Below are 18759 nucleotides of genomic sequence, written 5' to 3'. Positions count from 1 at the left end.
TCTCAGAAAGAAATCCTGTTTATTTCATTCATTATCAATATGCTATTCAACCTGTTCATTGTAGTAAGTGGTCGTGGATTTGAGCCATTATAAGCTTAACTTTCAATATCATTTACCGTGAGCCTTATGAATAACAGCGATATTTTAGCCGACAAATTAGATTTTACTTATAAAAAAGAAGAGAACCTGAGTGAGGTAAGGAATTTTATAACGCTTTGTCTCAATTACTGGTATATTTTTCTTATAAGTATTGTTTTGTGCGTTGCGGCAGCTTTCCTGTATATACGGCATTTGCCCAATCAATGGGCAGTAAGCAGTAAAATTATTGTGGAAGACAATAAAGAGGGCCCCGAGAAATCATTGACTAGTGGTGTGAACGCCGATTTAGGTTCTCTTTTTGATATTAAAAGTAACGCCGATAATGAGGTTGAAATATTAAAATCCCGCAGCCTGATAAAGAGTGTGATCACCGCACTCGATCTTAACGTCCATATTCTTGATAATAATGGTTTCAGAAAAGTGGAAATGTATGCTGATGCTCCATTCTCAGTTGGTATTAATTACAAAAAAGATAGTCTTAAAGCCGGCAGTTATGAAGTGAGCATATTGGATAATAATCATTTTAAGATAATTGGTAAGAAAAGTGAGTTTAACGCGGTATCATCATTCGGCAAACCTGTTGACCTTGGCCAATATGATCTTACTTTAAATAAAACAAAGAATTTTAATGCTGAGGGCACCTACAGATTAGTGGTAACCACATTCAAAGAGGCTGAAAAAAAGTTGAGTGCCGATTTTAATGCCTCAATTGATGACAAACAAGCCACTGTTATTGATCTGCAACTAAATTACGAAGACCCTGATCGTGGCGAAGTGATATTGCAAAAACTGATGCAGATATACCTGCAAAATAACCTGGCCAATAAGGTGCGTTTGGCTGATAGTACCATGAAATTTATTGACAAGCGCCTGATACTGGTTAGTTCCCAGTTAAATGATGTGGAAAAGGATCTGGAACAATACAAGGTAAATAACAAGATATCAGATATAAATGCACAATCAAAAGCCCTGGTTGATGGAGCCGATCAATATCAAAGCAAACTGAATGATAACCAGGTACAGTTGGCTGTGGTAAATAGCCTGTACCAATATATTAATGATAGCAACAAGCCACAACTGGTGCCCAGTTCATTAATCACCAAGGATGTGGCTTTTGGTACTGCTATTAATGCATACAATGAGATGCTTTTAAAAAGAGAGCAGCTCAAATCATCTTTTATTGAAGGCAGCCAGGTGATTGCTGACCTTGACCGGCAGATTAAGGTTGCCCGTGAGGCGCTCAAAAATAGCCTGATGAATTACCGGAACAGCTTGCAGACTTCGCAAGCAGAATTGAAGGCACAAAATTCAACCATTAATAATCAAATAGCCAATGCCCCAGCTAAAGAGAGGGTTTATCTGGATTATACCCGGCAACAAAGCTTAAAGCAGGACCTGTACCTCTTCCTGTTGCAAAGAAGAGAAGAAACCGCCATTTCACAAACGGCTACCATATCAAGTTGCAGAATATTGGATGATGCTGAAAGTGATGATAGTCCATTTGCGCCAAAAAAATCGCTTATATATATCATAGGGATGTTTGCCGGAGTTTTTTTACCAGTTGCCGGTTTAAGTATTAAGGAGATGCTCAACATTCGCATACAAAACAAATCGGATATTGAAAGGCATACCAATGTACCGCTTCTCGGCGAGATAAGTCGGAGTATCATCAGTAGAAAAAAGCTCCTTGTATATTGCGATCCATTATCTATTATCTCAGAAGAGATAAGGGCTTTACGTACCAATTTAAAATATATAACAGATAAAGGCCGGTTAAATGTGATCATGTTTACCTCCAGCATGAGCGGCGAAGGCAAGTCATTTATCTCACTTAACCTGGCCAACTCTATAGCCTTATCTGGTAAAAAAGTGGTTTTGCTTGAACTTGACCTGCGAAAACCACGCTTGTTAAAAAGCATCGGGATAGATAATTCATATGGTTTTACCAACTATATGATATCCAGCGATAAAAGCAATATGGAAGGGTTGATCCAGCCATCAGCATTTAATGAAAATTTTTACATGATAGCATCCGGGCCAATCCCTCCAAATCCCGGTGAATTATTAATGGACGAGAAGTTGAAATTATTGATAGGAGAGTTAAAGCAAAAATTTGATTATGTGATAATTGATACTCCACCTGTGGGGTTGGTTTCAGATGCTTTGCTAATTGAAGAGTTTGCCGATATAACCTGCTATGTAGTAAGGCAAAACTTCACATTTAAATCACAGCTCGGCATTGTTAATGATCTGTATAAGACAAAAAAGGTAAAACAGCTTTATCTGGTAGTAAATGATATACCATTACAAAACAATGCTATAACAGGTTATGGCCACGGTGTACGTAGTTATGGTTATGCCATGGTGGATCAACATGATGGCAATAAGCTAAACTCCCTGTTAAGGAAACTAAAACCGGTAACCCGCTAATAAACATTTGTATGCTACAGGCAATTCAAACAAATATACACCGGTTCTTAACTCAGGGGCATGAACGATCGTTGCGCGCTAAAAAAAATATCATTAAGTCTGTTTTTATAAAGGGTGGGAGTGTAATTATCTCACTTATGCTAATACCATTAACCATTAACTACGTAAACCCAACTCAATACGGTATATGGCTAACTTTAAGCTCCATTATAACCTGGGCCGCCCTCTTTGATATGGGCCTTGGCAATGGTTTAAAAAATAAGCTTGCAGAAGTTATCGCATTAAATGATATGTCGAGGGCGAAAAGCTATGTAAGTTCTACTTATGCCATATTGTTAATTATTTCAACTTTACTTTTTATAGTGTTTTGTTTAATTAATCCCTATATCAATTGGGCTAAGGTTTTAAACGTGCAAGCTGGCGTCTATGAGCAATTGAATCAATTGGTGCTTATCATTTTCGCATTCTTTTGTTTTCAGTTTATAGTTGAGCTAATCAACACTGTGTTATCCGCAAATCATGCCCCGGCTAAGTCGGCGCTTATGAATATGATAGCGCAACTATTAACACTGGTTGTTATTGTAATTGCTACCAGGTATAAACCAGGTTCCTTAATTGAACTGGTTATAATTATGGCGGGCATACCCCTGCTGGTAATGATTGCAGGCAGTATTATCCTGTTTAATGGGAGCTATAAATTAATAGCCCCGAATATAGCAGCCATAAATTTCAAATATGCCAAAGAGCTGTTAACCGTTGGTGGATCGTTTTTTATAATTCAAATAGGGGCGCTGGTTCTTTACGGAACAGATAATATTGTTATTACTCAATTGTTTGGCCCTAAGGAAGTAACCGTATTCAACGTTGCATATAAGCTCTTCTCGGTTATACTAATGATTTTTATGCTGGTAATAACCCCCTTTTGGAGTGCATTTACCGAGGCTTATGTTAAAGATGATTATGACTGGATTCGGAACGCTATTGCTAAAATAAACAGGCTATGGGGCGCTTTAAGCTTATTGAGCATCTTACTGCTTATTATTTCACCGTGGTTGTATACTGCCTGGGTTGGTAAAAGTATCAGTGTGCCTTTAAGCTTGTCTGTTGCCATGTGTTGTTACATGATCAGCCTTATATGGCAGGCTACTCATGTTCAATTGCTAAACGGTACCGGTAAAATTAAACTGCAATTTTACCTTGTTATATTTTCATCTATAGTTAATATTCCACTGTCGATTTTCTTAGGCAGAAGAATTGGGGTTGCCGGTGTTACATTTTCAAATGTGATATTACTTGTTATGATGGGCATTGTATTCTCCATCCAAACCAATAAAATTATTAATAAAACAGCTTCAGGAATTTTTAATGCCTGATATAAATATTATGAATACAGCATTGACCTATAAATTATATTAAAATGAAGCTAATAAGAAAATTTTATAGGGGATTACGCTTCGTTTACTATGAAACAGCACGCATGTATTCATGGGTAATTACACGGTTTAAATTTTATTTGAATGATGTGAAATTCCATAATGATTTTATAAGCTATGGTATACCTATACTGGATATTAGCCCCGATTCGTCATTTACCATAGGCAAAAAATTCAGGTTTAATAGTGGTAAATACCACGCAATGGGTGGGCGGCAGCAACAGTGCTATTTTGTAGCAGCAAAAGGAGGTGAAATAATTATTGGTGATAATGTTGGTGTTACTTCCATTGCTATTATTTGTCACAGTAAGATTAGCATAGGTAATAATGTTAAGATAGGCATCAATACAGTGATCTATGATACCGATTTTCATTCACTTGATGCAAAAGTAAGGAACCAATATCCCGAAAGTATTGAAGGTGTAAAACGCAGGCCCGTAATAATTCATGATGGTGTTTTTATTGGTGGGCACACCACCATTTTAAAGGGGGTAACAATTGGTGAAAATGCAATTGTAGGAGCTGGATCAGTAGTGTTTCAGGATATACCTGCCGAACAGATCTGGGCAGGAAATCCCGCCAGGTTTGTAAAAAATACTTATAGTAACGAATTAAAAAAAGTAGTAAATGAATAGCAGGGTATACCAGTTTTTATTGCTGATAATGGTTGTGGTTTCTTTTTTTCATTTACAAGCCGCAGTGCTGGGACTGGTATTTTTAATTATTGTTATATCGCTTTACAAATATTCAGCATCTGTAAAAATGGTGAGGCTGTTTACTGTTTTATTAATCCCACCAATATTAGGATTAATAGTCGGCTATGAAAATAATACCTATCTCATTTTAAAGGATTTTTATTATTTCTCTTTTCCTATTATATTCTTATTGTGTGGGATTTTATTAGCCAGGCAAATTGAAATAGCAGAGTTTCTAAAAATACTTGTTTTAGCGGGTGCGGCAACTTCCATAATCGTAACAGTTATATCAATAGCTTATACAGGGTTTGGCGCATTAACTAATCCTTACTCCGCACATTATGCTATGGGTATTTTAGGTACACCGGCCCCGGCCGTCGCATTGGCTTGCCTCTTATTTACTAAAAAGTTTAACATAAGACTGTTTACCTCCTTTTGGTTTAATATTTTCCTGGCAATAAATATGGTTGGCATTTACATGTTTGCCTCGCGCAGCTACTTTATTATTCTTATATGCTTCGTGTTTCTGCTGTTTGCCAATCGTATAAAATGGAGCTGGATAACGCCTCTGGTAGTTACATCGATAATATTTTTCACATTGTTACCTTCCGGCATTTTCACTGCAAAATCATCAGACACCTTTTTAGGTAAGTTACTAAGTTCATTTAGCGAGATCAGTATAGGGAATTACAATACCGAACAGGACATTAACACCCGCTATAGAGGATATGAATCATTTATGGCTATTAATGAATATATGAACAGCGGTACCAAAGGGATAATATTTGGTGGATTAGGAAAGCTGGTTGACTTAAAAACCTTTGTGAGGCTGGGGGTTGACACCGATTATCGTTACATACCTGTGCTACATAATGGCTGGCTGTATATTCTTATAAAAACAGGTGCAGCGGGCGTCCTTACTTATCTGGTGATATTTTTTGGCTTGATAGCGGTAAACTGGAGAAAATATGCCGATGCAAAAGGTAAACCCATTATACGCCTGTTTGCTGCATTAACTATTGGCTGCATTTTAAGCCTGATGCTCACCAATTACATCATAACCTCTTTTTTTAATGTAGAGATGAGTATCATCATGATAACCCTTGGTTACAGTTATATGAATTTTTATTCGTTGTTAGCCCGGTTAAAGGAACGAGAAGAGGCTGAACTTGTTGAAAGTGACCATATAAATAACTTAAGTTATAGCTTATGAAACAGAAAGATATATGGCCAAAGGTGTCAATTGTTACTACTGTTTTTAATGCAGCAGCAACAATTGAGGATACTATATTAAGCGTTATCAATCAAACCTATAAAAACATAGAATATATAGTTGTTGATGGAGGTTCAACAGATGGCACGTTACAGATCATCAATAATTATAAAAACCAGATCAGTCATATTATAAGTGAACCCGACAAAGGCATTGCCGATGGGTTTAACAAAGGCATTGCCTTAGCTACCGGCGAATGGACAGGTATGATAAATGCTGATGACTGGTACGCTCTAAATGCCGTTGAGCTGATGATTGAGAATACTTCAGACAATGACCAGGTATGCTGCGGTAACATTATGTTAATGGGCAATAATGGTTTCAGCCGGATAAAGAAAAGTAAAGTAAGCTGGTTAAACCTGGGCATGTACATTATGCACCCAACATGTTTTATCAGAACTGAGGTTTACAGGCAAATAGGCCTGTACGATACTTCATTAAAGATAGCAATGGACTTTGATATGTTTTTGCGAATAAAATGTAAGGGGTTGAAATTTAAATATATAGATGAGTTAATGGCATACATGCGTACAGGCGGCGTTAGTACCGATGTTGCAAAAATGCATAAGGAAGAGCTTACCGTGATGAAAAGGTACTTAACTCAATTTACCTATTTTATGGCTTACACCTTTAACTATCTGAATAGGTTACGCTGGCGTTTTTTTTATAAGGATCCTTTTAATGTGAAATTAAAATAATCACTGTATGAAAAAAAAGATACTCATATCTGCTTATGCTATATCTCCTGTAAAAGGATCGGAATATGGGGCCGCCTGGGATACTGTTACCCAATTGGCTAAGCATCATGAATTATGGGTGCTTTATGGTATGTCTGACGATCATATGGGTGATACGCAAACCTTACGGGAATTTATAAAAACAAACCCATTGCCATCGGTCACATTTATTGAAGTAAGAGCCGGTAAGGTAGCTATGGCCATTAACAGGTTAAATAAGATAGGACTGGGCTGGTTTTTTTATATAGCATACTACTTATGGCAACAGGAGGCATTAAAAGTAGCATACAATGTTTTAGCCACTGTTAATATTGATGTGGTTCATCAATTGGGGCCGATTGGCTTTAGAGAGCCGGGATTTCTTGGTTACCTGGATAAACCATTGGTTTGGGGGCCGATTGGTGGTATGAAAATGATCGATAGTCTTTTATTAGAGGATAAGCCATTGCCAACCAGGTTTAAATTTTGGGTTAAACATCAAATTAACCATTTTCAACTGCACTACTCTCAACGAATATCAGAAGCATTCTCAAGAGCCGATATATTAATTGCCGCTACAATTGACGGGCAGCAAACCATATTGAAAAGGTTCGGACGGGAAAGCCACTGGCTGCCTGAACAAGCGATAGTTGGTGATATTGAGATAGATGAAACAAAATTCGATCACATTCACCAGCGTGTACAACTGGTTTGGTCGGGTAGCCATATTGAAAGGAAGAATCTTGGTTTGTGCCTTGATTCTCTGGCATTAATAAAACACAATAATTGGCACTTGCATATCTTAGGCAGCGGTCCGCTCACTGGTAAATTAAAACAAAAAGCTGATGAGCTGGGTCTGTCGGCCAATATTACATGGCATGGTCAACTATCCCGGTCAGCGGCAATAAATATTATGAACGCGGCCCATTTGCATATGATGACCAGCATTGCCGAAGACAACCCGGCCGTAATATTTGAAGCTTTACGGTTAGGGGTTCCTACACTAACGCTTAATCATTGCGGAATGGGTGATGTGCTGTGTAATAATTGTGGCATAAAGATAATGGTAGCAACGCATGATCAAATGGCAGGAGAAATCGCAACTGTTTTAGATCACTTTTTACTACGGCCTGAAATTTTAGCAGACATGGCCCTGGGTACTATATCATGCGCCACCAGGCATCACTGGGAGAAAAGATTGACGTTGATGAATGCTTATTACGATGAAGCCATTGCCCTGCATGGTAAGTCAAGACTATCTAATAATGAAACCTTAATCATATTACAAAATGCATAAAAACCGGGAAGATAAAGTAAAGCTGGGTATTGATGCCAAATGGTTCTTTGAAGGGCCACCCAGCGGGCATATGGTTGTAAAAAACCTGGTTGATGAAATGATCATCAATAACAACGGGCGTTTTGAGATATTTTTATTATTAAATGCTAAAAATAAACAACAGGCACAAGCCTATTTCCCCGCAGATGTTAGGCTTATTTTCTTGTTTTGGATGCCTAATATACTGTCCAACCTGTTGTTGATTCCGCTGATGACCCGGTTATATGGCATAAAAATAATGCTGTTTCAGAACTTTAGCAGTATATGGCCACAGCAACTCTTTAAGATAGTTTATATACATGATGTTTTGTTTCTGGATCATCCACAGTATTATTCCCGGCTTGAAAAATTGCATTTCAGGCAAATGAAACATCTTGCGGGGAGGGCAAACGGTATCATCACCATATCCAATACAGAAAAAGAGAGAATGGTTAAAAACCAGGTAGGCGCTGCTGATGATATAGCGGTAGTTTATCATGGTATCCATAAAAGTTTTAAACCATTGACCCATCAGCCGGCTGACAGAATCCAGGAAGTGATTAACAAATACGATCTACCTGAAAAATACCTTTTGTACGTTGGGCGGGTAAACAGCCGTAAAAATATAAATAACCTTATCCGGGCCCTATCACTATTAGAGGATAATGATCTGAAATTACTTATTACAGGTGAACAATGCCACAATTCTACTGATCTGGAAGAATTGATCCATACCAGGCACTTAGCTGACAGGGTTATATTTACAGGGCATGTGCCTGAAAATGATCTGCACCTTATTTATGCCATTGCAACCGTATTTTGCTTCCCGTCATACGCTGAGGGTTTTGGCCTGCCACCGCTCGAGGCTATGCAATGTGGAGTGCCTGTAGTGGTATCAAATCGTACCTCAGTGCCTGAGATTTGCGGCGATGCCGCAACCTATATTGATCCCGATGATCCTGCAGATATCGCGAAAAAAATAAATACCCTACTGAATGATAGTTGCTTATATGAAGAAAAAATGATGGCCGGGATTCGGCATGCCGCAAAATTTTCGTGGCAACAATCAGCTAATGAAATACTTGACCTAATAAGCTACGCATATGTTGATAGAAAAAGTTATAAGGAAGCTTAAGGGCAATCCTGATTATAAATGGGAGAGTAAGTATGATCTGAGGGATCTTGTTGAAATTACGTCAGTAAGGTTTAAGCAGGTATTGCGTGGCAGTTGGAAAAAAATATTTTTCAAAGCATCAAATGGATTGGTATTTATTGGCACAGGAGTTATCATCAGGCATCCTTACCTGTTTACTGCTGGTGCGAACCTCATATTGGAAGACCATGTTTATATTAATGCCTTATCCTGTAAAGGGATATTTGTTAAGGATAATGTATCACTGGCACGCAACTGCACCATGATATGTACGGGTGTAATAGCTCATAAAGGCGTGGGCATCACTATTGGCAACAATTCAGGTATAAATGCAGGTGCTTACCTTGCAGGGCAGGGCGGTATTGAAATAGGCGATGACGTAATTATTGGGCCGGGAGTGAAAATATTTTCTGAAAATCATAATTTTTCAGATACTGATAAGAATATTAAAGACCAGGGAGTAACCCGTAGCAGCGTAGTTATTGAAAACAATTGCTGGATTGGCGCCGGTGCTACTATACTTGCCGGCGTAACCATTGGCGAAGGATCTGTAATAGCAGCAGGTTGTGTGGTAACCAAGTCGGTTGCATCTAATTCAATTGTAGCGGGTGTGCCCGGGCGGGTATTGAAAAATAGAAAACCGGGAGAGGTAGAAGTAATTATTAAAAGTATAACAAGGCCTGATGTTACAAAATATGGATAATAATATAAACAAGCTACAGACAGCATTTATTTATATGGCTTGCGCAACTATTGGTTTATTGCCTTTTCATACCATACGGATAGCCTTATTACGAGCTTTAAAAGCTAAAATTGGTAAAAAAGTAGGTATTTATAGAGGATTTGAAGTGAGGAGCCCATGGAAACTGAAGATAGGCAACAGTTCCGTAATAGGCCATAATGCTTTGCTGGATGCCCGTAGGGGCTTAACTATCGGCAACAATGTTAACCTTAGTAATGAGGTAATGATATGGACATCACATCACGACTATAATTCCGCTGTTTTTGAAACCGTAGGCAAGGAGGTGATTATTGAAGATTATGTATGGCTATGTTCAAGGGCTGTTATTTTACCTGGGGTTACCATAGGCCGCGGTGCTGTGGTAGCGGCGGGTGCAGTAGTAACCAGGGATGTAGCACCTTTTACTGTTGTTGGGGGTGTGCCCGCAAAACCAATTGCCACACGTAACCGTGAATTAATTTATGATCTGGGAGATGGAGTTATCCCGATAATTTAGCTAATATTTCCAGGTAATACCGCTTTTAAGCACACGCAGCGGGTTACCGCCATAAATGCATTTTTCTTCAATTAATGTTTTAGTGATCATTGAATTAGCGGCAACTACACAGCCTGATGGTATTACAGCTCCCTTTAAAATGGTGCATTTACATGCTACCCATACATTATCGCCAATAATTATCTCTTTGGGATGATTAAATTCTATTCCGTTTTCATCATAAATGTGATGAAAATCAGTATCCATAACCAGGCTTTCCCATGAAATACCACTGTCTTTGCCAATACGAATTCTCTTTTGGGCGATAATAACACATTCCACACTCATATTAAAACCGTCGCCTATAATTAACTGAGCATTTTTCATTACATGAATTTTGCAGCCATGCATAATATAGCTTCTACCATTAAATATTACATCACCCTCAACCTCCCAAATGGCCCGCGACCGTTTAAAATCAGCTATCCCCACTTTGCCATAGCCTATTTGAATAAGGCCCGTTTTGATAGGGCCATTAATTATTACTTGCCCCTTTACTTTATGTAAAAAAACATTATTTGAAATGAGTACCGGCAACCTGATAGCCATACCGAAAGGGAAATATTTAAAATTGAAATAGATGGTCTTTAGGTTGATGCGACCAAGCAATTTCAGTGCTTTATTCATGTGAAATTCGTTTAGTATTTACTTTAATAATAAGCATAATTTTCATTGAATCCGACATTCATCCGATGTTCATTTTGTTCATAATTTTTCCTCTATACAATATGTTCATATGATCTTATCTTGCTGTATTTCAGCACTATTATCCGTAATATTAGTCATGCTAAATATTTTATAGCCATACGGGCTGTATATAATTTAAGCATACAATAAACCAACCTGTCATTTAATAAATAATATAATATGCGAATAGCAATCATAGGCACGAGAGGGATACCTAATTGTTACGGAGGCTTTGAACAATGTGCCGAATACCTGGCCGCCGGATTAGTGAAAAAAGGATATGAGGTTATAGTTTATAATTCGCATAATCATCCATACCAGGATAAGGAATGGAATGGTGTGAATATACGCCATTGCTATGATCCAGAATACAAAATAGGAACAATAGGACAGTTTTTTTATGACCTGAATTGCATAAGGGATTTAAAAAAAGGAAAATATGATATTGTGCTGCAATTAGGTTATACAAGCAGTTCGGTATGGGGTTGGCTTTTACCAAGAAATACCATTGTTACCACTAATATGGATGGTATGGAATGGAAGAGGACCAAATATTCTAAAAAAGTACAGAAGTTTTTAATGTTTGCCGAAAAACTTGCTGTAAAACATAGCGATCATTTAATTGCCGACTCAGCCGGGATACAAAAATATTTGGACGAGAAATACGGTATAAAACCTGTATACATTCCTTACGGCGCCGAACTATTTGAAACACCTGCTCCTGATATACTTGGGGAATATCACCTGGAGCCATATGCTTATGATATGCTTATTGCACGTATGGAACCTGAGAACAGCATAGAAGCTATACTTGATGGTGTAGTTATAGCAAAAACCAACAGGCCATTCCTGGTGGTGGGCTGCGTTAACAATAAATTTGGTAATTATTTACAGGAGAAATTCCGCGCCTATAAAAATATAAGGTTTTGTGGTGGAATTTACCATATGGAAACCCTCAATAATCTTAGATATTACTCTAATCTATATTTTCATGGTCATACAGTAGGTGGTACTAACCCATCATTATTAGAAGCAATGGCTTCTAATAGTCTCATTTGTGCAAATGATAATCAGTTTAACCGGGCGATAGTTGGTGATGATGCCTTGTATTTTTTATCGGCACGAGATGTAGCCTTTAACTTACAGATGGTAAAGAAGTGTACCGGTGCATTTGAGGGTATGTTAGCAGCTAACATGAACAAGATACAACAGGTTTATAATTGCGAAAGCATTGTTAATGCTTATGCAACCCATTTTGAAGCCATAGCTATAAGGCCACAAAGTGTAAACCCAATGCCGCTAAGAGGCGAAACAGTATCACTTATGTTAGATTAAACAATATATATGAACAGGAAAATACTGAATCATCATTTACAATTTGTTTTATCTATATCATCAATTTTACTGTTATTTAGTTCATGCTCCTATAAGCAGGATCAAGTGCTTTTTGAAGGCAATACTCAACCGAATACGAGTATAAGCGTTGCAACAATCTACCGGATCAAGCCGCAGGATATATTACAGGTCAGGAATCTGCAAAACGTGAAATATATTGTTGATGACGCCCCATCAACCTCATCTTCTTCGTCATCATCAGCAAATGCTGATAACCAAACTTATCAGGTAGAAGAAGATAGCACCATTGGTTTGCCAGTTTTAGGCAATGTTAAAGTTGCCGGTTTAACCCGTTACGAAGCTGAAAAAAAGATAGCCTATCTGTATAGCAAAACATTGTTAAAGGACCCTGTTATACAGGTTAAAATACTTAATTTAAAAGTTACATTAATGGGCGAGATTAAAACACCGGGCAACTATCCGCTATTAAAGGATAAAACTACATTAACAGAAGTACTTGGTGAAGCCGGGGGACTTACCAGTAAAGCCGATGAAAAAAACATCAAGATCATTCGTGGGCCCCAGGAAAACCCACAAGTAACCGAAATTGATTTGGGCAAACTTAATTCACTATCAAACCCAGCTTGTATATTGCAAAATCAAGATATAATTTATGTTTCAGAAAGCAGACACGCTGTGAAAAATGAGAAACTTCAGAATCTTTCAAATATTGCACAGCCCGCACTTACGCTGCTAAATACCGTTTTAATAATTTTCACACTTTCAAAACAATGATGTGTAAAGAAGCTATTTATAAACCAAGTTGCAATGGCTGCTCAATAGATCGGTATTTACGCTGCACTGATAGGCCATTTTTTTATAATCATTGTAAAGCTGCGCATGGAATTTAGGATGGGTAACAGCCATTCTTTCATTTTTCATTATAAAGATTAGTATTAACAGTAAGGATAGCTTATTGCCTGATGTTTCGCTATTCGCCCTTAGTGCTTTAATTTCTTCCATAATCGCATGATCTTCATGATTGCCCGCCAGGAATTTTATTTTTACACTTAAAAATAAGGTTTTCATAAATGGCGACATTAATCCTTCTGATTTTTCATAAGCGTTGGATATGGCATAGTACAAAGCGGTAACCATATCATTATCACCCAGACGGAAATATGCATCAGCTGATATGATCTTTACCATAAAACCGTAGACTGAGGTTTGATTATATAAATCATCACTCTTATAAAATGATCTTATAGCATGAATAAAACGTATAGATTTTTTAGGATTGTTGCAGATGGATAAAGTATACATACCAAGCATATATAGCATGTCATTCATGACACAATTTCTTAGTTCATGCTCATTTTTAGGTGGTGTAAAAGCTAGTTTGGTTAATGCTTCCAATGATTCTTTTTTTATGATACCATATTTTAAAAATTGATAAATAGCATCAAGGCATTGTAATGGGTTTATGGCAAAAAATAGCATATCCTCATCCTGAAAGTCTTTTAGTTTTATAAGACAAGTATAAAGCTCGTCCAATTCCAGATTTATAATTGCCAGCATGGCCAGTAAGGAATAAACCTGTATTCTTTTTTTGGGTGATAAATTAAATGCTAATAAATGCTTTAATGTTTTTTTATAGTCATTATGCAGTAATTCGGAACCCAGGAAATATTCAAATAGTTTATCACCAATTTCTTCCTTTTGCCATACTGGTATCTTGTTAAGTACATCACCTAAAAAGAGTATTATCTCACACTTTTCAACCGGAGTTAAATATAATTCAGTTAAATGTACCAGATTTGATTGCTGACCGGTACTAACCGCATGTAATATGCACCATTTCAATAAGGATAATTTAATGGGGTTGTTAGCAAACCGGTTGTGCAAATGCTTAATAAGTACAGTATCAAAACGGTCTTTATTTTTGTATAACAGTGATTGAGCTATGCCAAGACTGGTAAAATATGGGGTGCTGAACTTTACTGCAACATGGTAATGATTAAAGGCGCTTTCATTTACCTCTCTTAAAAAACCAGTACTTAGCAATTCCAGGTAAGCAATATGGTGTTTACTGATCAGGTCGTATATCTGTAATTTGTCGGCCACATGATTACCCTGTTCCGGATCCATACATTCGGCTAGTTCCCTTGTCAGTAATGCTTTTTCTTCAGCATTTCCACCGGAATATATATTACTTTGAACCATAAAATAGATCAACTCATATATTGCACTGTGATCCATATGAACAGGAGAGAAGTTTTCCTTATGTTTTTTATAATAGTATTGAAAAAATAATGGGTGATCAAAATCTGCGGCCAGGCGGATAGGTATAAATTGATGCAAATAAGGATTGATCTTATAACAAAGCGTTTTTATTTCGGCCGGATTCAATAACGGTACATTAATGCAATCCTCATCGGTATTAAAGCCGGTTAGCCATTTATTATCATTTGCCTGCAACTCATGCCTATGATTGATCCAGGTACATGAACGCATACTTAAAATGACTTTCATCCATGGGTTTGACCTGTGTAAAGCAAGAAGATCACCAATTTGGCCCAGCAGTAACATAAACTGATCTGTTTTGAATGAATGTTCATCAAAGCCATCAATTACCAGATAAAATCTGCTGCCCTTACGTTGTTTTTCATCCCATATGGCATTTATGTCTTTATCAGAGGTGTAGCCAAGTAATCCAAGCAGCCAGTAATTAATATCCCGGCCTGAAAGCAGGAAGCTTACCAATGCAATGGAACTAAAGAACAGTATAACATCATTAGTAGCCTTTGATTCATTTAATTCAACCTGTTGCTCAACCCATTGGCAAAGAGAAATGCTTTTTCCATATCCCGCGGGTGCTGCAACAACAGCACCTGTGTAATCAGATTCCCTGAAATTATTAAAATGATCTTCTATAAACGACCTGCTAACTGTTCTGTTATAGGGAATACCCGACCTGTTTTTTATAGCATCAATAGTGAATTTTGTGATCTTAGCGGCGTTACGTTGTAAATTAAACCAATCAGCAGCATCATCGTTAGTGATTTTTGACGATGCCTGGTGTTCACAAAAATCTTCCCATCCGCTATAATTACAATATATACTGAGCGTATCTAATGTAAAAAGAGAGGGGTTAAACCGGCTTACAGCAAAGCCATAAATGCGTTTTATAGTAGTTTCACTTATATTGCACCTTGTTTTTTTTAGTATAAGACAGGATATTATTTTACAATCGGCGGGTGACACATTTTCCAGACCGGATGTATATTTAATTTTACTTTTTAAAAGCTCCAGATTATGATGCGATAAGTGACTTGTCATAGGGAATAGCTTAGGCGTAAAATAGAGCACATTTTTGGGGGATTTTCCCCTTGTGAAACTTTTATTTCAATTGAAATTAATCAATAATTAAAGATAGCGTTAAATATAAATAACAGCTTGGGGGGGTATTCCTAATAGTTGTTAAATAGGCAAAATGGCTAAAATGAATAAGATTTTTATTGAGAAATTTGAGGTGTTTTCAAGCGCACAATATTGACTAATAGCTTTTTATGTATTTTTCAGTAAGCACCATTAATAGTGCTCTGTCAGCTTTAGCTTCCTCGTAATTTTCTTTCAGTAATTTCTTTATTCTGGGTTCAGGAATACTCGCTGCGGCAATTTGTAATATTCTGAAAGAAGCCATTTCAACACTTTCCTGCTGATACAGGTATGTTACGATCAGCAAGTCACGCACTTCGTGATCGCTAAACTGCCGTTGTAAATTTGTAAATATGTTTTCTAAAAAAGTGATGAGTGCATTGCAGTTTTCAAATGAATATTGCAGGTTCAGTAATTCAAATATCTCATCCATTCGCGCTATTTGATTTTCAATCACATGAATGGTTTCTTTGATTGCATGTTTCAGATCAGCAAAACCAGCTTCTTCATAAATTTCAGGCAAGCGTTCAGCCAAATGCGATTTTGCGCAATAAATTCTGTTAAGATGATCTACAAAAAAGGCTTGTCTTTTTTCAGATCCTAATGTTGTTTTAGAAGATTTGTTCAATTGATATAAATTAATCAGGCGGTTGAATTAAAAAATACCGGTCATAAATGCAAGTTATAAAGTTATAACATCAAAATTATAAACCTGTTTTTTTTAATTTAATTACATTAATATGTACGTATCTTGAAAAATTTTGGTTTTAATGAACAAAAATGAATAAATATTGGAAATATTACCTTTTAATTAAAAAAGGTAATATCCTGATAATCTTAATAACCGGTTAAGTATTTTAATAAGTAAATCACGAAAACAAGGTTTGCGTAAGCTGACTTTGATATATGTTATACGCATCATACTTGGCCAATATTGCTTGTTCCCATGCCCAATTATCATCGGCAGCACGGTTTGTTGTAAAATCCTGTTTTATCCCATCAATAAAAGCATCATTAGTCCAGGCACCATTTGTGGTATATGCCCAGCCTTTTGACCATTCGGGAACCACTTTAGTTGCTGGTGCTGTAAAATGCTGTGTAAACCATTCTTCCAGCTCTGTATAAAAATCCATTGCATATTTTGTACCCGGAATAGTGAGCACATCAAACCATACCGCTACATCCCAATTGTTTTTTATTGTTTCCGCATCGGTTGCCAGGCTCGAAATTACCGGTCTGCCCGCTGGGCCACCAGTAACCGATGGCATACCATCACCACTGTCCAAACCGGTCACACGTATTTCAAGCGGTGAGTTGATCGGGAATTTATTTTGCCCCTGATAGGCAGTCAGCATGGTTTCAAACTGAGTAGTGAAATCGGCAATCGCTTGCTGCACATTGGCTTTATTCATCAATACTGCATAGCCGTTGGCAGTTATACGCAGCGTGGTGTCCTTTACATAAAATAGTGTGTTTTTTGATGCACCCCATATATCCCTGCATTGCGGTAGCACAGGATAACCCAAAACTAACCCATCAAGGCCGCTATTGGTCATGTCCAGCATCATTTGGCCGAATTTTACGGTTAAACTGGGATCGCTGTTTAGAATTATATCTATAAGACTAGTTACAAAATCAGGTAAATTATCAGAGAATGTATAATTATTGGGCCCATCTACCTGTCTTGATGTAGCCGGTTTGGCAGCATCAACAGTCCACACCTTTAGCCATGGATAGGTAGTGAAGGGGAACCAGATCACTTCAATACGCCCACTTTGATTAAGGAAGTCACCACAGCTATTTGGCGGTGGCGGTCCTCCGGCGGGTTCTTTAAATAAAGTAGCGCTGTCGATATTTGTAATACTGAGGCAGCGCAGGTTATAGTTATCAATCACCTGTATGGTAACTTCGGTTATAAGTGCGCGCCCAAGTTGGGTCATAAATGCAGTAGTTTCTTTATCGCCCCGTTCAAATATTTTTAACTGGTAAGCTTTTGTGGGGTCAGTCCCTTGTGGGTCAGTTACAACAGCAGTTAATGACAATATCCTGTTACTCATTGAACCATAGGTGGTCGTAAAATTATCATTGGGCGGTGTTGGTACTGCTGTGCCATGCGCATTGATAGCCATTACACCACCAACAGTTAAATTATCGGGAGCCGGTATATGCGGAAAACTGTAACCCGGCGCAACTCCATTACCGCCTTGCTGAGTTTCTAAAAATTGCATGAGGGCTGCCATTGTTGCACCTGTACCAACTTTTACCGAGGGGCCAACAGACCCATGTGGCGGAATAAAACTGATATCATTAAGAGAAACCGTAGTATCTATAAGCAGTAGTTTATTATAATCTGGTAACCCTGGTGTTACTGATAGTGGCGACCAATTATGCATAATACCCCTTGGCCTCACCGTATATCCATTTTGTGCTGCCCAGTTACAGGCTGCAACAACATCATCCGCGCTACGCGGGGCGCATGTCCAAACACCGGGGACATCAATGGTATGTGCCCAGTTCAAAAATTCTTCTTGTTTAATAGGAATAAATATCGGAAAACCAGGAGGACGGCTTCCAGGGTCATCTTCAATACCCTTAAAATTAATAGAATAGCCAAAAAGAGTACCCTCCACTTCATAAACGGCAATTTTGCCATTCATCGCGAAAGTGAATTTTTCTGCAGCAGCCTTGGTAGAGCCCCAATAAGCTGACACAACAGCCCAAACCACATTACCTTCGGGTAATTTAGTTGGTGCGAGATCAATTGTACATGATTGTAGTACCGGGTAATCACCTGATGACGGGCTAGTGAATTTTCCATCTGTAATCACAAAAGACATAACAAAGGCTGCTTTGTTCTTGCATTCAATTCTTTGGATAGCATCCATAATAATATCTGTTTAGGTTAAAA

15 protein-coding genes are annotated in these 18759 nt (G+C 37.7%); 11 read left to right on the top strand and 4 right to left on the bottom strand.

Features of this window, described 5'->3' with window-relative positions:
- The first annotated feature begins 126 nt into the window (after positions 1-126).
- The 9 genes from BLU33_RS11195 to BLU33_RS11155 all read left to right on the top strand — a co-directional run bounded on the left by BLU33_RS11195 (position 127) and on the right by BLU33_RS11155 (position 10352).
- Positions 127-2529 carry a GumC family protein gene (locus BLU33_RS11195; RefSeq protein ID WP_091372472.1) on the top strand — a complete coding sequence of 801 codons (2403 nt, stop codon included), beginning with the start codon at positions 127-129 and terminating at the stop codon, positions 2527-2529.
- Positions 2530-2666: 137 nt separating this feature from the next.
- Positions 2667-3902 (top strand): lipopolysaccharide biosynthesis protein, encoded by a 1236-nt coding sequence (locus BLU33_RS11190; RefSeq protein ID WP_232009435.1) that lies wholly within the window; start codon positions 2667-2669, stop codon positions 3900-3902.
- A 44-nt stretch (positions 3903-3946) separates the two neighbouring features.
- Positions 3947-4597 (top strand): acyltransferase, encoded by a 651-nt coding sequence (locus tag BLU33_RS11185; RefSeq protein WP_197684597.1) that lies wholly within the window; start codon positions 3947-3949, stop codon positions 4595-4597.
- The gene (locus BLU33_RS11180) at positions 4590-5870 is read left to right on the top strand and encodes a hypothetical protein (protein ID WP_091372465.1); all 1281 of its coding nucleotides are present in this window, start codon (positions 4590-4592) and stop codon (positions 5868-5870) included. The genes BLU33_RS11185 and BLU33_RS11180 overlap by 8 nt, the downstream gene beginning before the upstream one ends.
- A complete protein-coding gene (locus BLU33_RS11175; protein WP_091372462.1) occupies positions 5867-6628 on the top strand; it encodes a glycosyltransferase family 2 protein in 762 nt (253 codons plus the stop codon). The genes BLU33_RS11180 and BLU33_RS11175 overlap by 4 nt, the downstream gene beginning before the upstream one ends.
- Before the next feature lie 7 nt (positions 6629-6635).
- Complete coding sequence (locus BLU33_RS11170; RefSeq protein ID WP_091372460.1) at positions 6636-7943, top strand: glycosyltransferase family 4 protein; 1308 nt, start codon at positions 6636-6638, stop codon at positions 7941-7943.
- Entirely contained in the window at positions 7936-9096 is a 1161-nt protein-coding gene (locus BLU33_RS11165; RefSeq protein WP_091372457.1) for a glycosyltransferase family 4 protein, read from the top strand. Before BLU33_RS11170 ends, BLU33_RS11165 begins: the two co-directional genes overlap by 8 nt.
- Positions 9065-9817, top strand: a complete 753-nt coding sequence (locus BLU33_RS25375) for an acyltransferase (RefSeq protein WP_091372454.1) — start codon at positions 9065-9067, stop codon at positions 9815-9817. The genes BLU33_RS11165 and BLU33_RS25375 overlap by 32 nt, the downstream gene beginning before the upstream one ends.
- Positions 9810-10352, top strand: coding sequence for an acyltransferase (locus BLU33_RS11155; RefSeq protein WP_232009434.1), 543 nt, complete (start codon positions 9810-9812; stop codon positions 10350-10352). The genes BLU33_RS25375 and BLU33_RS11155 overlap by 8 nt, the downstream gene beginning before the upstream one ends.
- Here the strand turns inward: BLU33_RS11155 and BLU33_RS11150 are convergent, their stop codons facing one another.
- Positions 10353-11018 carry an acyltransferase gene (locus tag BLU33_RS11150; RefSeq protein WP_091372451.1) on the bottom strand — a complete coding sequence of 222 codons (666 nt, stop codon included), beginning with the start codon at positions 11016-11018 and terminating at the stop codon, positions 10353-10355.
- A gap of 240 nt (positions 11019-11258) precedes the next feature.
- On the opposite strand from BLU33_RS11150, the gene BLU33_RS11145 reads away from it, so the two are divergent.
- Positions 11259-12413, top strand: coding sequence for a DUF1972 domain-containing protein (locus tag BLU33_RS11145; RefSeq protein WP_091372449.1), 1155 nt, complete (start codon positions 11259-11261; stop codon positions 12411-12413).
- A 9-nt stretch (positions 12414-12422) separates the two neighbouring features.
- Positions 12423-13208: a polysaccharide biosynthesis/export family protein gene (locus tag BLU33_RS11140; protein ID WP_091372447.1), complete on the top strand. Its 786-nt coding sequence runs from the start codon at positions 12423-12425 to the stop codon at positions 13206-13208.
- 12 nt (positions 13209-13220) lie between these two features.
- Here BLU33_RS11140 and BLU33_RS11135 read toward each other — a convergent pair whose 3' ends face one another.
- From BLU33_RS11135 to BLU33_RS11125, 3 genes are all read right to left on the bottom strand, one after another.
- On the bottom strand, positions 13221-15752 hold the full coding sequence (locus BLU33_RS11135; protein WP_091372445.1) for an NACHT domain-containing protein: 2532 nt from the start codon (positions 15750-15752) through the stop codon (positions 13221-13223).
- Between the two features lie 217 nt (positions 15753-15969).
- Positions 15970-16479, bottom strand: a complete 510-nt coding sequence (locus BLU33_RS11130; RefSeq protein ID WP_232009433.1) for a DUF892 family protein — start codon at positions 16477-16479, stop codon at positions 15970-15972.
- Positions 16480-16720: 241 nt separating this feature from the next.
- Positions 16721-18736: a cholesterol oxidase substrate-binding domain-containing protein gene (locus BLU33_RS11125; RefSeq protein WP_091372440.1), complete on the bottom strand. Its 2016-nt coding sequence runs from the start codon at positions 18734-18736 to the stop codon at positions 16721-16723.
- Between the last annotated feature and the right edge of the window lie 23 nt (positions 18737-18759).

Origin of the sequence: Mucilaginibacter mallensis (assembly GCF_900105165.1) — a bacterium.
Classification (GTDB): Bacteria; Bacteroidota; Bacteroidia; order Sphingobacteriales; family Sphingobacteriaceae; genus Mucilaginibacter; species Mucilaginibacter mallensis.
This window is presented reverse-complemented; position numbering and strand designations above follow the sequence as displayed.